13 protein-coding genes are annotated in these 14,619 nt (G+C 70.6%); 4 read left to right on the top strand and 9 right to left on the bottom strand.

Features of this window, described 5'->3' with window-relative positions:
* The first annotated feature begins 631 nt into the window (after positions 1–631).
* Positions 632–1,669 (top strand): tryptophan--tRNA ligase, encoded by a 1,038-nt coding sequence (gene trpS, locus ACIBW9_RS15840; protein ID WP_398955194.1) that lies wholly within the window; start codon positions 632–634, stop codon positions 1,667–1,669.
* Here trpS and ACIBW9_RS15835 read toward each other — a convergent pair.
* Positions 1,597–2,619, bottom strand: coding sequence for a GlxA family transcriptional regulator (locus tag ACIBW9_RS15835; RefSeq protein WP_398955192.1), 1,023 nt, complete (start codon positions 2,617–2,619; stop codon positions 1,597–1,599). The two genes, trpS and ACIBW9_RS15835, sit on opposite strands and share 73 nt — an antisense overlap.
* 74 nt (positions 2,620–2,693) lie before the next feature.
* Between ACIBW9_RS15835 and ACIBW9_RS15830 the strand changes: the two genes are divergently transcribed.
* Positions 2,694–3,281: a cysteine hydrolase family protein gene (locus ACIBW9_RS15830; RefSeq protein ID WP_398955190.1), complete on the top strand. Its 588-nt coding sequence runs from the start codon at positions 2,694–2,696 to the stop codon at positions 3,279–3,281.
* Between the two features lie 20 nt (positions 3,282–3,301).
* Here the strand turns inward: ACIBW9_RS15830 and proC are convergent, their stop codons facing one another.
* The 3 genes from proC to ACIBW9_RS15815 all read right to left on the bottom strand — a co-directional run bounded on the left by proC (position 3,302) and on the right by ACIBW9_RS15815 (position 6,192).
* Positions 3,302–4,114, bottom strand: a complete 813-nt coding sequence (proC, locus tag ACIBW9_RS15825; protein WP_351472044.1) for a pyrroline-5-carboxylate reductase — start codon at positions 4,112–4,114, stop codon at positions 3,302–3,304.
* Between the two features lie 489 nt (positions 4,115–4,603).
* The gene (locus ACIBW9_RS15820) at positions 4,604–5,398 is read right to left on the bottom strand and encodes an ABC transporter permease (protein WP_398955188.1); all 795 of its coding nucleotides are present in this window, start codon (positions 5,396–5,398) and stop codon (positions 4,604–4,606) included.
* Complete coding sequence (locus ACIBW9_RS15815) at positions 5,395–6,192, bottom strand: ABC transporter ATP-binding protein (protein WP_398955185.1); 798 nt, start codon at positions 6,190–6,192, stop codon at positions 5,395–5,397. The genes ACIBW9_RS15820 and ACIBW9_RS15815 overlap by 4 nt, the downstream gene beginning before the upstream one ends.
* Before the next feature lie 250 nt (positions 6,193–6,442).
* Here ACIBW9_RS15815 and ACIBW9_RS15810 point away from each other — a divergent pair, with 250 nt between their 5' ends.
* A complete protein-coding gene (locus ACIBW9_RS15810) occupies positions 6,443–7,876 on the top strand; it encodes a SulP family inorganic anion transporter (RefSeq protein ID WP_398955183.1) in 1,434 nt (477 codons plus the stop codon).
* Here the strand turns inward: ACIBW9_RS15810 and ACIBW9_RS15805 are convergent.
* The 4 genes from ACIBW9_RS15805 to ACIBW9_RS15790 all read right to left on the bottom strand — a co-directional run bounded on the left by ACIBW9_RS15805 (position 7,840) and on the right by ACIBW9_RS15790 (position 10,415).
* A complete protein-coding gene (locus tag ACIBW9_RS15805) occupies positions 7,840–8,607 on the bottom strand; it encodes a class I SAM-dependent methyltransferase (RefSeq protein WP_398955181.1) in 768 nt (255 codons plus the stop codon). The genes ACIBW9_RS15810 and ACIBW9_RS15805 overlap by 37 nt on opposite strands.
* A 570-nt stretch (positions 8,608–9,177) precedes the next feature.
* Entirely contained in the window at positions 9,178–9,678 is a 501-nt protein-coding gene (locus ACIBW9_RS15800) for an EamA/RhaT family transporter (RefSeq protein WP_398955179.1), read from the bottom strand.
* A gap of 44 nt (positions 9,679–9,722) precedes the next feature.
* Entirely contained in the window at positions 9,723–10,010 is a 288-nt protein-coding gene (locus ACIBW9_RS15795) for an SH3 domain-containing protein (protein ID WP_398955177.1), read from the bottom strand.
* 78 nt (positions 10,011–10,088) lie between these two features.
* Positions 10,089–10,415: an SH3 domain-containing protein gene (locus tag ACIBW9_RS15790; protein WP_398955175.1), complete on the bottom strand. Its 327-nt coding sequence runs from the start codon at positions 10,413–10,415 to the stop codon at positions 10,089–10,091.
* Positions 10,416–10,597: 182 nt separating this feature from the next.
* Here ACIBW9_RS15790 and ACIBW9_RS15785 point away from each other — a divergent pair, with 182 nt between their 5' ends.
* Positions 10,598–12,715, top strand: coding sequence for a serine/threonine-protein kinase (locus ACIBW9_RS15785; protein WP_398955173.1), 2,118 nt, complete (start codon positions 10,598–10,600; stop codon positions 12,713–12,715).
* A 50-nt stretch (positions 12,716–12,765) separates the two neighbouring features.
* Here ACIBW9_RS15785 and ilvD read toward each other — a convergent pair whose 3' ends face one another.
* Positions 12,766–14,619, bottom strand: a complete 1,854-nt coding sequence (gene ilvD, locus ACIBW9_RS15780; protein WP_398955170.1) for a dihydroxy-acid dehydratase — start codon at positions 14,617–14,619, stop codon at positions 12,766–12,768.

Raw genomic sequence — 14,619 nt, 5'->3', positions numbered from 1 at the left:
GGCTTTCCTCCGGGCGCTTCCCTTCGGTCTTGCGTTTCCGACTCTATCAGACCGTTTCCCGATCCGATTTCCTCGGCGCTTTCCAGGTTCCCGCTTTCGCGTTTCCCTTTCCGGCGATTCCGACTCTATCAGATCCTTTCGGGCCTGACTCCCAGTCAGAGGGGGCTGTCCTCCCGGCCGTTGGGCCGTTCCGACGAGTGAGACTTTAGCGGATTCCCGGCCCCCGAGCTAATCGGGGTCCGCGTCCTTTCGAACGTGGATTCCTCATTTCGCAAATACGCATGCCAATAAAACGACGCCAGACAGATCGACTGGTCGTCGAGTAGTGGTTGGTACTTGCGAAGTGGCTGCCCGGGGACCGACCGAAGTCGGTGCTCACGTCGGACAACTCGGAGAACACTACGTAGCGCGCGGGGGTGTGTCAACTTGCCTCCGGGCGGCCCCCCAGAGGCGTACCCTGAGCGGCATGACTACGCGTACGTGTGCCCAGCAGTGGTGGGCCGCCTGACGGCGGCCGTACTCACGTATGCGTTCAACGGCCGCCGCCTCGGCGGCCGTTCTCGTTTCTCCCTCCAGAGCTCCCGAGGGCCGGCCGCCGGGACGGCGGTCTCGACCAGGAGATGGAGTAGAGATGACGCGGGTTTTCAGCGGGGTCAAGCCGACCGGGCATCTGACGCTGGGGAACTACCTGGGAGCCATGCGGCAGTGGGCCGCGGTGGACCAGCACCGGGCGGACGCGCTGTTCTGCATCGTCGATCTGCATGCGCTGACCGTGGACCACGATCCGGCGCGGGTGCGCAGGCTCAGTCGGCAGGCGGCAACGCTGTTGCTGGCCACGGGGCTGGATCCGGCGCTGTGCACCGTGTTCGTACAGAGTCATGTCGATGAGCACGCGCGGCTGTCGTACGTCCTCGAGTGTGTGGCGACCGACGGGGAGATGCGGCGGATGATCCAGTACAAGGAGAAGGCTGCGCGCGAGCGCGCGCGGGGTGGGAGTGTGCGGCTGTCCCTGCTGACGTATCCGGTGCTGATGGCGGCGGACATCCTGGTGTACGGGACGGACGAGGTGCCGGTGGGGGACGACCAGGCCCAGCATGTGGAGCTGACGCGGGATCTGGCGGTGCGGTTCAACCATCGGTACGGGCATACGTTCGTGGTGCCGAAGGCCACGCTTCCGGCGGTCGCTGCGCGGGTCATGAACCTTCAGGAACCGACGTCGAAGATGGGGAAGTCGGACGACTCCGGGCCGGGGATCGTCTATCTGCTCGACGAGCCGGATGTGGTGCGGAAGAAGATCATGCGGGCCGTGACCGACAGTGGGCGGGAGATCGTGTACGACCGGGAGGCGCGGCCCGGCGTGACGAATCTGCTGGAGATCCTGGCGGCCTGCACGGGTGGGAACCCGGAGGCCTTGAGCGGTGTATATGAGTCGTACGGCTCCTTGAAGAAGGACACCGCGGAGGCCGTGGTCGAGCTCCTCAGGCCCGTACAGGAGAGGCACAGGGCGCTGTGCGCTGATCCCGGCTATGTGGAGGGGGTGCTGCGGGATGGTGCGGAGAGGGCGCGGGCGTTGGCCCGGCCGACCGTGGATGCCGCTTATCGCGCGATCGGGTTGCTGCCGGCTGCCTCTGATACCGGTGCCGGGGTGGTGCTGAACGCTGCGCGGTAGGCACGCGGGCTGGTGGCGAGGCGCGATGCGAAGTGCTGGCGCATCGTGATCTCGCTGCCGAAGCCGGCGCGGCGGGCCACTTCGGGCATGGGCAGGTCGGTGCGTTCGAGGAGTTTCTGGGCTGCGGCGATGCGCTGGTCGAGGAGCCAGCGGAGCGGGGGCGTGCCGGTCTGCGCGGTGAAGTGGCGGGCGAAGCTGCGTGAGGACATGCCTGCGCGGGCGGCCAGGTCGGCGACGGTGAGCGGTTCGTGCAGGTGGCGCAGGGCGTGCTCGCGTACGGCGGCGAGGGCGTCGGCATCGCGGTCCGCACGGGGTGTGGGGTGCTCGATGAACTGCGCCTGGGTGCCGGTGCGGAAGGGGGCAGTGACCATGGATCGGGCGATGGTGGCTGCGGCTTCGGCGCCGTGGGAGCGGCGGACGAGGTGCAGGCAGAGGTCGATGCCGGCTGCGGTGCCGGCTGCGGTCCAGAGGTTGTCGTCCTCGATGAACAGGGCGTCGGGGACGACGGTGACCTGGGGGTGGTGTGCGCGGAGGAGGCTGACGAGGTTCCAGTGGGTGATGGCGCGGCGGCCGTCGAGGAGGCCGGACTGGGCGAGGGTGAAGGCGCCGCCGCACAGGGCCGCGATGGTGGTGCCGCGGGCGTGTGCCCGGCGGAGGGCGTCGAGGACGGGGGCGGGCGCGGGTGTGAGGTGGTCGTCGAGGCCGGGGATCACGATCAGGTCGGCGCGCGACAGCCAGTTGAGGGTGCGATCGGGGTGGAGGGTCATGCCTCCGCGCATGGGGACGGGGGTGGTGGTGTCGGCGGCGACCCGGCGCAGGTCGAAGGCGGGGGCGCCGCGGTCGGTGCGGTCGGTGCCCCAGACCTCGGTGATGACGGAGACGTCGAAGGCGCGGATGCCGGGGAAGGCGACGAGGGCGACGCGATAGGTGTCGTCCGCGGTGTTCTCCATGGTGGCAGTAAACCATCGATCGCTGGCTTTTCACCCTCTGGGGTGGTGGTGCTCCCGGCGGCAGGATCGTGGGCATGGAGATCGCAGAGAACGCAGCGCTGGTGGTCGTGGACGTGCAGAAGGGCTTTGACGAGGCCGACTTCTGGGGGCCGCGGAACAACCCGGAGGCCGATGACAACATCGCTTCGCTCATCGACGTGTGGCAGGCGTCGGGGCGGCCGGTCGTCTTTGTACGGCATGACTCGTCCAAGCCCCGGTCGCCGCTGCGGCCGGGGTACGAGGGGAACGGGTTCAAGGAGTACGTGGAGCAGCGGCGCGGCAGGGGCGCCGGTGGGGCCGAGCTGTTGATCACGAAGACCGTGAACTCGGCGTTCTACGGGACGCCGGATCTGGATGCATGGCTGAAGGCGGCGGGGATTTCGCAGCTCGTGGTGGCCGGGATCCAGACCAATATGTGCGTGGAGACGACGGCTCGTATGGGCGGCAATCTGGGCTACGACGTGCTGGTCGCGTATGACGCGACGTACACCTTCGATCTGGAGGGGCCGTTCGGCTGGCGGCGGAGTGCCGACGAGGTTGCACAGGCGTCGGCGGTGTCGCTGCACGGGGGCGGTTTTGCGCGTGTGGTGGCCACGAAGGAGGTGGTGGACGCGGCGGGGTGACCGCGCCCGGTGGGCGCTGGCTAGTCCTTCTTGCCGGAGGCGAGTTCGCGGCTGCGGTCGCGGGCGGCTTCGAGGGCGGCGATGAGGGCGGCGCGGACGCCGTGGTTCTCGAGTTCGCGGATGGCGTTGATGGTCGTGCCCGCGGGGGACGTGACGTTCTCGCGGAGCTTGACCGGGTGTTCGCCGCTGTCGCGGAGCATCGTCGCGGCGCCGATCGCGGACTGGACGATCAGGTCGTGGGCCTTGTCGCGGGGCAGGCCGAGCAGGATGCCGGCGTCCGTCATGGCTTCGACCAGGTAGAAGAAGTACGCCGGGCCGGAGCCGGAAAGGGCGGTGCAGGCGTCCTGCTGGGACTCGGGGACACGCAGCGTCTTGCCGACGGCGCCGAAGATCTCCTCGGCGTGGGCGAGGTGGTCGGCGGTGGCGTGGCTGCCGGCGGAGATGACGGACATGGCCTCGTCTACGAGGGCGGGGGTGTTCGTCATGACGCGGACTACCGGGGTGCCGGTGGCGAGGCGGTCTTCGATGGAGGCGGTGGTGATGCCGGCGGCTCCGCTGATGACCAGGCGGTCGGCGGGGACGTGCGGGGCGAGTTCGTCGAGGAGGGTGCCCATGTCCTGCGGCTTGACCGTGAGAATCAGGGTGTCGGCGGTCTTGGCGGCTTCCGGGTTGGTGACCGGGGTGACGCCGTAGCGGGTGCGGAGTTCTTCGGCTCGCTCCGGGCGGCGGGCGGTGACCAGGAGGTCGGCGGGGGCCCAGCCGCCGCGGATCATTCCGCTGAGCAGGGCTTCGCCGATCTTGCCGGTGCCGAGGACTGCGACTTTCTGGGTCATGGCTGGGGTGCCCTCCGGGGGTGCGTCGTCCGGGGTACATCGTCGCACCGGGGGTGGGTGGGTGGCTCGGGTGTCCGGTGGGCGGGACGTTGGCGGGTGGGTTCCCGTCGGTTTTCTCGCCCCCGCCGCCCCTACCCGTCCCGTCCCCAGGGGCTCCGCCCCTTCGACCCCGCCAGGGGGCTCCGCCTCCTGGACCCCCGATCGGCCTGAACGGCGACGTCTGCGGAGTAGCCACCGGGCCCGCGGCGGAGCCAGTGGGGGCTCCGCCCCCAGACCTCCGTTCGGCCTGAACGGCCTCGTCCTCAAACGCTCGTCCTCGAACGCCGGACGGGCTGAAAATACGGACCGGCACCTTAAGAGCGCAGCCCCGGCGCCTCAAACGCCGGCGGCGCTGAGAAATACGGACCGGCATCTAAGGAGTGCGGCCCTGGCGCCTCAGAGGCCGGACGGCTGAGGGATGCCTGACCGCGCTCCACCAGGCCGGGCCCGTCACGCCGTCCTGCGCCTCAGGGTTGCTGCGCCGAGGGCCAGTACCAGTAGGGCGCAGCCCGCCACGATCAGGGCGTCGCGGATGAAGTTGGTGGTCATGTCGGTGTGCTTGAGGACCTCGTTCATGCCGTCCACGGCGTAGGACATGGGCAGCACGTCGGAGATCGCTTTGAGGGCCGGGTGCATGTTGTCGCGCGGAGTGAACAGGCCGCAGAGGAGGAGTTGGGGGAAGATCACGGCCGGCATGAACTGGACCGCCTGGAATTCGGAGGCGGCGAAGGCCGAGACGAAGAGGCCGAGGGCGGTGCCGAGGAGGGCGTCCAGGAGGGCGACCAGGAGGAGCAGCCAGGGGCTGCCCGTGACGTCCAGGCCGAGGAACCAGACCGCGAGGCCCGTGGCCAGGGCCGACTGGATGATCGCGAGGGCGCCGAAGGCGAGAGCGTAGCCCGCGATCAGGTCGCCCTTGCCCAGCGGCATGGCGAGGAGGCGTTCGAGGGTGCCGGAGGTGCGTTCGCGCAGGGTGGCGATGGACGTGACCAGGAACATCGTGATGAGGGGGAAGATCCCGAGGAGTGATGCGCCGATGCTGTCGAAGGTGCGCGGGCTGCCGTCGAAGACGTAGCGGAGCAGGAACAGCATCACGCAGGGGATGAGGATCATCATCGCGATGGTGCGCGGGTCGTGGCGGAGCTGGCGCAGGACCCGGGCCGCGGTGGCGGCGGTGCGGGAGGCGTTCAGGGCGCCCGTGGGGGCGGGTGTGGTCGCCGTACCGGTCGTGGTCGTCGTCGTACTCATCGGGTGGTCTCCTTCTCGCGGGCGGTGGTGGCCGCCTTGTCGACCAGGTGCAGGAAGGCCGCCTCGACGGTTTCGGAGCCGGTGCGGGTGCGCAGGGCTTCGGGGGTGTCGTCGGCGAGGATCTCGCCCTCGCGCATCAGCAGGAGGCGGTGGCAGCGCTCGGCCTCGTCCATGACATGGGAGGAGATGAGGAGGGTCGCGCCGCGGTCGGCGGCGATGGCGTGGAAGAGGGCCCACAGGTCGCGGCGCAGGACCGGGTCCAGGCCGACGGTGGGTTCGTCGAGGACCAGGAGTTCGGGGGTGCCCAGCAGGGCGACTGCGAGGGAGACGCGGTTGCGCTGGCCGCCGGAGAGGTTGCCGGCGAGGGCGTCGGCGTGGGAGGTGAGGTCGACGTCGGTGAGGACGCGGTCGATCTCGTGGTGGCGGTCGGAGGTGGAGCGGCCCGGGGCGAGGATCGCCGAGAAGTAGTCGAGGTTCTGACGAACCGTCAGATCGTCGTAGACGGAGGGGGCCTGGGTGACGTAGCCGATGCGGGTGCGGAGGGTGGGGTGGCCGGCCGGGCTGCCCAGGACCTCCAGGGTGCCGTCGACCTGGGCCTGGGTGCCGACGATCGAGCGCATGAGGGTCGACTTGCCGCAGCCGGAGGGGCCGAGGAGGCCGGTGATCTGGCCGCGCGGGACGGTGAAGTCGAGGTCGCGCAGGACGGTGCGGGGCCCGCGGGTGACGGTGAGGCCTTCGGCCCGGACGGCGGGGGCCGGGGGGTCCGCGGTGCCACCTTCGGAGTAATTCATCATGCGATGAATAATGCTCCCGGGCCGGCAGCGCCGTCAAGCGATTCCCTCAGGGGGTGCGTTCGGCGGCGCAGGCGCGTGACGGCGTGATCGGAGGGGGAGAGTCCGGTCTGCGTGCCTCCACGTTCACGGTCCGGAAACGCGAACCGGATGCGGACCCGACTCTCGCTCCTGACAATGGATTTCACTTCGCCGTGCCCTCCCCCGGCTCGGCGCCCACGCATCTCCCCTCACCGACGGAGGTGCTGTTGTCATGCGCTGTCGCATACGCAAGGCCGATCTGTTCGCTTCGCTGGTCGTCTTCCTGGTCGCACTGCCGCTGTGTGTGGGCGTGGCCATCGCTTCCGGAGTCCCCGCCGAGCTGGGGCTGGTCACCGGCATCGTCGGCGGGCTGGTCGCCGGTGCGCTGCCCGGCAGCAGCCTGCAGGTGAGCGGGCCGGCAGCCGGGCTGACGGTGCTCGTCTACGAGGCCGTCGACACGTACGGCGTCCAGGCGCTCGGCGTGCTGGTGCTGGGGGCCGGGCTGGTGCAGCTGGGGCTCGGGGCGCTGCGGCTCGGGCGGTGGTTCCGGGCCGTGTCCGTGGCCGTGGTGCAGGGGATGCTCGCCGGGATCGGGCTGCTTCTGGTCGCCGGGCAGGTGTATGCGATGGGCGACACGGCCGCGCCGGCGAGCGGGCTCGGGAAGATCGCCGGGCTGGTGTGGCTGCCCGGGCGGGTGGATGCGGGGGCGTTGTCAGTGGCGGGTGCCACTATGGCCGTACTGCTGCTGTGGCCGCGTTGGCGCAGGGGTGCGCGGGTGGTGCCTGCGCCGTTGGTCGCGGTGGCGGTGGTGTCGGCGGTGACCGGGGTCTTCGGCCTGGATGTGCGGCGGGTCGAGGTGCGGGGGCTCGTCGATGCGGTGCGGGTGCCGGGGGTGGCGGACTTCGGGCGGCTTACGGAAGTGGGGGTGATCGGGACCGTTGTGGCGTTCGCGTTGATCGCGTCGGCGGAGTCGTTGTTCAGCGCGGCGGCGGTGGACCGGCTGCACCGGGGGCCGCGGACGGACTTCGACCGGGAGCTGATGGCGCAGGGCGCGGGGAACGCGGTGTGCGGGGTGCTGGGGGCGTTGCCGATGACCGCGGTGATCGTGCGCAGCGCGGCCAACGTTCAGGCGGGGGCGCGGACCAAGGCCTCGCGGGTGCTGCACGGGGGGTGGCTGCTGCTGTTCACGGTCGTCCTGCCCGGGGTGCTCGGGCTGATTCCGGTGGCGGCGCTGGCCGCGCTGCTGGTGCACGCCGGGTGCAGGCTCCTGCCGGTGCGGGAGGTGCGGGTGCTGTGGCGTGAGCACCGCGGGGAGGTCGTGGTGCTGGCGGTGACCGCTGGGGCGATCGTCCTGGGGAATCTGTTGGAGGGGGTGTTGGTGGGGCTGACGCTCGCCGTGGCGAAGACGGCGTGGGACATCAGCCATGTGCATGTGGAGACCGAGGACCGGGGCGAGGCGGGGATCGTCGTACGGGTGCTGGGGCATGCGACGTTCCTGCGGCTGCCGAAGCTGCTGGACGCGTTGGAGGCACTGCCGCACGACCGGGAGGTGCGGCTGGAGCTGGGCGGGCTGCGGCATGTGGACCATGCGTGTGCGGCGGCCCTGGAGGGCTGGGCCGCCGCGCGGGGTCATGAGTTGGTGGCCACGAGCAGGTCGACGACGTAGGTCTCCTCGACGATCCCCTCCGGGAAGGCGGCGAGCAGCTGGTCGCGCTCGTCGCCGAGGATGGCCTCCCGGCGTTCCTCGCTCTGCACGAGGAACATCGAGTGGCTGCCGATGTTGGCGAGGTGTGTGTCGATGGTGACCGGGCGGCTCCAGCGGACGTGACGGCGGGTGAAGTCGAGGGCGCCGGTCGGGTCGGCGAGAGCGGTGGGGGCTCCGTTGCCGGTCCTGTCGACCTCGCGCCTGATGCCGAAGTGGCGCTCCAGGCGGCCGGCTTGGGCGGCCTGCCACGGGACGTCGAGGTCGGTGGTGTTCCACCACAGGGCGAGCGCTCCGCCCGGCCGCAGCACGCGCAGGGCCTCCGGGACCGAGCGGGCGGGCTCGGTCCAGTGCCAGGCCTGGGCGTAGGTGAGGAGGTCGGCGGAGGCGGTGGCGAGCGGCAGCTCGTTGCCGTTGCCCCGGACGATCGGGAGGCCGGGGTGAGCGCGGCGGAACTCGACCGCCATCCCGTCGCCGGGCTCCACGGCGAGGACGTCCGCGCCGCGGGCGGCCAGCAGCGCGGTCGCGATGCCCGTGCCGGCGCCGATGTCCGCGACGCGGGCGCCCTGGAGGGGCCGGCCGGCCAGGTGCTCGATGGCGTCGAAGAGGGCCGGTGGGTAGGAAGGGCGGTTGGCGGCGTACTGGGCTGCGGCGGCGTTGAAGGAGTGGGCTCGGGTGGCCTGCGAGGCGGTCATTGGGCCATGGTGGCGTGGGTTGGGTGCAGGGGGCAGTGAGTTTTCGGTGAGAGAACCACGTCCGGGCGGGACCTGTTCTGCGCGCCGAACTCTGCGGCGCCTGGCTGAGCCGGCGGGCCAGATGGCACCGCGGGCAGCCGATGACAGCCGCAACTTCGGCGGTCTGTCAACCTTGTGCGTGTGCCGGCGACCCTGCTTGTGGTCCTGCGGGGCATGCCGGACCGGACCGGGCGGAGCCCAGCAGCACCCGGCGAATCGCCCCGGCCGAGCCGAGCCCAGCACTCAAGGGATGATCGCCCCCAGCCGACCCAAGCTCAGCACCAGCCAGCCGATCGCCCGTTCGTCGCAGAGTGAGCCGAAACCCGGCAGCGCTCGGCAGATCAGCCCCAGCCGAACCGAACCCGGGAGCTCCCGGGCACTCGCTCCCGGCCGAGCCGAGCCCAGTGCCCTCGGCCCATCAGCCCCGAGCAAGCCCAGTGCCTTGCCCGACCAGCCCCCGTCAATCAACGCCCGGCCAAACCAAGCCCGTCGCTCCAACCGCCCGGCCCCAGGCGATCGGATACGCACCTCTCAGGAGCGGCGGCGCTTCGACGGGTTGCCCGTGCGGCGGGTGGTGCGGTTCTTGTGTCGGGTGAGGGCTGCCTCGTACTCCTCGCGGTGGAGTTTTTCGCCGGGGGCCTCCGTGAGGGAGCGGAAGAAGTAGGCGAGGAGGGAGCCGACGAAGCCGATGGCCAGGAGGCCGCGGAGGGAGGCCTGGCGGGTGGGGTCGGGGCGCTTGCCGAAGCCGTCCCAGGTGTTGCGGAAGGCGAGGGCGCTGCAGATCGCGAACATGGCGACGATGAGGACGGTCACGAAGGCGCCACTGTCGGCGAGTTGGAGGCCCTGGTAGGCGAGGCGGAGGACCACGCAGGAGGCGGCTGCGGTCACGAGGGAACCGGCGGCCACCCCGATGCGGCGGGATGTGTAGCCGTTGTCGTGGTTCACCCAGGTGGTGCCGAAGAAGCGCAGGGGTTCTGGGCGGGGGCCGCCGGTGGAGCCCGCGGTGCCGTCGGTGCCGGTTTCGTCGCTCACGGGACGATTATGGCTCCGGGGCGGGCGCGGGCTCCCTTCGGGGATCAGCCGCAGCGGGAGGCTACGTAGCCGTCGCTGCCGGTGTTGACGTAGGTGTCGGAAACGTATTCGCCGCTGTCGATGTTGTCCCAGATGTTCGACGTGCCGTAGTAGCCGGAAACCGTCGTGCCCGGGGTCTGGCAAAAGATCGGGACCCTCGAATCCGCGGGCAGGACCCGCACGATGGTGTAGTTCGTGCCGGGTCCGCTGCGAACGTTCAGCCGGACACCTGGAGCCGTCGGATAGGTGGGTATGGTCGTCGCGTCCGCCGTGGCGGCCGAACCCATCACCATGAGAAGGGCACCGGCGGCGCCCCCGAAAAGGGCGGATCTACGTCTCCGGGAAGTCATCAGGATCCCTCCGGTTGTGCGTCAGCCGCAGCGCGGGGCCACGTAGCCGTCGCTGCCGGTGAGGACGTAGGCGTCCGAGACGAACTGGCTGTCGTCGATGTTGTCCCAGATGTTGGAGGTGCCGTACGGACCCGACACCCATGTCCCCGGGGCCTGGCAGTAGATCGGGACCTTCGCGCCTTCGGGCAGGATGCGGACGATGCTGTACTGGGTCCCCGGGCCGCTGCGGACATTGAGGCGGACGCCCGGTGCCACCGAGTAGTAGTGCACGGACGCCGTGGTGGCGGTGGCCGTCGCGACGGCCTCCTCCTCGTCTCTCCCGGTCTCTTCGACGCGGTCAACAGACATGAAAAACCTCCCCCGTTGTGCCCCATGAAAGCCATGGGGTCCCGTTCATTCCCCTAAAACGCGCCATGAAACACACGTACGTAACTGGCACGCGAACGCTAGCAAGCCGCCTCCGTATCGCACGAGTCATCGACTAGGCTCCGTGCGTCGCGCGCGCGGACGAACAGTACGGGGGTGGTTCCATGGCGCCACAGCAGAACACCGGAGCGGGCGCGGAAGCGGAACTTCCCGAGTACGCCGGTCACTACCGTCTGGAGTCGTGTCTCGGCTCGGGCGGCATGGGTGTCGTGCACCTCGCGCGGAGCACCTCCGGCATGAAGCTCGCGGTGAAGGTCGTGCATGCCGAGTTCGCCAAGGACCCCGAGTTCAGAGGGCGTTTCCGGCAGGAGGTGGCGGCGGCGCGGCGGGTGAGCGGTGCCTTCACGGCGTCCGTCGTCGACGCGGATCCCGAGGCGGAACGGCCCTGGATGGCCACGCTGTTCATTCCGGGACCGACCCTCTCCGACCAGGTGAAGCGGAACGGCCCGATGCCCCCGGCGCAGCTGCGCCGGCTGATGGCGGGACTGGCCGAGGCACTGCGCGACATCCATCGGGTCGGGGTGGTGCACCGGGACCTGAAGCCGAGCAATGTGCTGCTTGCCGAGGACGGTCCGAAGGTCATCGACTTCGGTATTTCTCGGCCAAAGGACAGCGAACTGCGGACCGAGACCGGGAAGTTGATCGGTACCCCGCCGTTCATGGCGCCCGAGCAGTTCCGGAGGCCCCGGGAGGTCGGACCGGCCGCCGACATCTTCGCGTTCGGGTCCGTGGTGGTGCATGCGGCGACGGGCCGCGGCCCGTTCGACTCCGACAGTCCCTACGTGGTCGCCTACCAGGTCGTGCACGACGAGCCGGACCTGACCGGCGTACCGGAGGACCTCTCGCCGCTGGTGCTGCGCTGCCTCGCCAAGGAGCCGGAGGACCGGCCCACCCCGGACGAGCTGATGCGTGAACTGCGGTCGGTCGCGGCCTCGTACGACACACAGGCGTTCATACCGGCGCAGCGGCGGACGGTCGAGGCCCCACCGGCTCCGGAACCGCGCGTCGAGGAGAAGGAGCCGGAGTCGCAGCGGCCGTCCAAGGGGCGTCGCCTGCACAAGAAGGTGCTGCTCGCGGCCGGGGCGCTCGTGCTTGTGGCGGGCGGGCTGCTCGCCACCGTACAACTGCTCGGTGACGCACCAGCCCCGTCGCACGGCACGGCGCCCACCGCGTCCCCGGCGGGTTTCCGGGCGTGGACGGCGAAGCCGGCGTCCGGGAGCGGGGGGCCGGTCCGGTGTTCGTACGGAGCGGGAAAGCTGCTCTGCGCCCGGCCCGGTCTCGTGTTCGCCCTCGATCCCTCGGACGGTGGTCTGCTGTGGCGCCACCGCACCGACACCACCCGTTGGACTGCTCCGCCGGTCCTGTCGGGCGGTCTGGTGCAGCTGCCCCTCGCCGACCGGGGCGGGCGTCTGGAGGCGCTCGACCCCGCCTCGGGCAAGGCACGCTGGGAGCGGAAGGTGCCGGAGTACGAGGCGGTGCAGCCCGCCGGGAGCATGCTTCTGCTGGTCCGTGCGGACGGCACGGTCACCGGCGTGGACAGCGCGTCCGGCACCACCAAATGGTCCCGGACGGTACCGGGACACAAGGCGCTGGCCTTCTCCTCCTTCGCCGGTGACCCGCTGGCGTACCTGGCGAGCGTCTCCTACCACGGGTCGAGTACGCGGGTCAGCGCCGTGGATCCGGTCACGGGTGAGGTGCGCTGGGACGCCAGGCTGAAGGGCGCTCTGCAGCCCTGCGGCTCCTCGGGCGGGTCCGTCTTCTTCACGGCCGTCAGCGGGGTCTTCGGCGACACGCAGGCGGTGGTCCGCTACGACCCCCGGTCCGGTTCGACGCGGAGAGCGGCGCTTGCCCTCCCGCTGACGAGCGCCCGGGCCGGCGTGCGCGCGGGCGTGGTCCACCTGCTGGGCACCGGCGGCTCCCTGGAGGCCGTGGACACGGGCACGGGCAAGCGGGTGTGGACCATCGAGACCTCGGTGAGCCGGGGTTCGGCACCGGTCTCCGACGGCCGTCATGTCTACGTCAGCGCCGCCGACGGGCGCCTGCTCGCGGTGGACGCCCGCAAGGGGGTCCTGGAAGGGCAGACTCCGGCTCGTCTGGGCAGGAACCAGGACCAGGTGATGGACACCGTCCCTGCACCCGTCCTCGCCCACAACCACGTCTACGCCACCGCCCCCGACGGCACCGTCTTCGCCGTGGACGCCCGTAACCCGGCGGCCTGGTAGCACGCGGGAGGGGCCGCCCCGGAAGGCGGCCCCTCACTGTACGAACAACCTCAGCCCAGCTTCGACACGTCCCGCACCGCGCCCTTGTCCGCGCTGGTCGCCATCGCCGCGTAGGCACGCAGGGCGGCCGACACCTTGCGCTCGCGGTTCTTGGGTGCGTACACGCCGCCCAGGGCCTGCTCGCGGCGGGTGAGTTCGGCCTCGTCGACGAGGAGCTCGATCGTGCGGTTCGGGATGTCGATGCGGATGCGGTCGCCGTCCTCGACGAGCGCGATCGTGCCGCCGGAGGCCGCCTCCGGCGAGGCGTGGCCGATGGACAGGCCCGAGGTGCCGCCGGAGAAGCGGCCGTCGGTGATCAGGGCGCAGGTCTTGCCGAGGCCGCGGCCCTTGAGGAAGGACGTCGGGTAGAGCATCTCCTGCATGCCGGGGCCGCCCTTGGGGCCCTCGTAGCGGATGACCACGACATCGCCGTCGGTCACCTGCTTGTTGAGGATCTTCTCGACGGCTTCCTCCTGGGACTCGCAGACAACCGCCGGGCCCTCGAAGGTCCAGATCGACTCGTCGACGCCGGCCGTCTTGACCACGCAGCCGTCGACGGCGAGGTTGCCCTTGAGGACCGCGAGGCCGCCGTCCTTGGAGTACGCGTGCTCGGCGGAGCGGATGCAGCCCTCCGCCGCGTCCTCGTCCAGCGCCTCCCAGCGCTCGGACTGGGAGAAGGCCTCGGCGGAGCGGACGCAGCCGGGGGCCGCGTGCCACAGTTCCACGGCGTCGGGGGACGGGGAGCCGCCTCGCACGTCCCACGTCTTCAGCCAGTCCGCCAGGGACGGGCTGTGGACCGCGTGGACGTCCTCGTTGAGGAGACCGGCGCGGTGCAGTTCACCCAGCAGGGCCGGGATGCCGCCGGCGCGGTGCACGTCCTCCATGTAGTACGTGCGGGTCTTCGCGACGTTCGGAGCGACCTTCGCGAGGCACGGCACGCGCCGCGAGACCTCGTTGATCTCCTCCAGGCCGAACGGGACGCCCGCCTCCTGGGCCGCGGCCAGCAGGTGCAGGATCGTGTTGGTCGAGCCGCCCATCGCGATGTCGAGGGCCATCGCGTTCTCGAACGCGGAGAAGGTGGCGATCGAGCGCGGCAGGACCGTGTCGTCGTCCTGCTCGTAGTAGCGGCGGGTGATGTCCATGACGGTGCGGGCAGCGTCGACGTAGAGCTGCTTGCGGGCCGTGTGGGTGGCCAGGACCGAGCCGTTGCCGGGCAGGGAGAGGCCGATGGCCTCGGTCAGGCAGTTCATCGAGTTGGCGGTGAACATGCCGGAACAGGAGCCGCAGGTCGGACAGGCGTTCTCCTCGATACGGAGGATGTCCTCGTCCGAGATCTTGTCGTTCACAGCGTCCGAGATCGCGTCGACCAGGTCGAGCGTGCGGACCGTGCCGTCGACGAGGGTGGCGCGGCCGGCCTCCATGGGGCCGCCGGAGACGAAGACCGTCGGGATGTTCAGGCGCAGCGCCGCCATCAGCATGCCGGGCGTGATCTTGTCGCAGTTGGAGATGCAGACCAGGGCGTCGGCGCAGTGCGCCTCGACCATGTACTCCACCGAGTCCGCGATCAGGTCGCGGGACGGGAGCGAGTAGAGCATTCCGCCATGCCCCATCGCGATGCCGTCGTCCACCGCGATCGTGTTGAACTCGCGCGGGATGCCGCCCGCCTCGGTGATCGCCTCGCTGACGATCCGGCCGACCGGCTGCAGATGGGTGTGGCCCGGCACGAACTCCGTGAAGGAGTTGGCGACCGCGATGATCGGCTTGCGGCCGATGTCCGCGCCGGGTACACCGGAGGCGCGCATAAGGGCGCGGGCGCCCGCCATGTTGCGGCCGTGGGTGACTGTGCGGGACCTCAGCTCGGGCAT

It is taken from the genome of Streptomyces sp. NPDC049541, from assembly GCF_044465725.1.
GTDB lineage: Bacteria > Actinomycetota > Actinomycetes > Streptomycetales > Streptomycetaceae > Streptomyces.
Note: the sequence above shows the minus strand (reverse complement) of the source record. Positions and strands in the feature narration are given on the sequence as shown.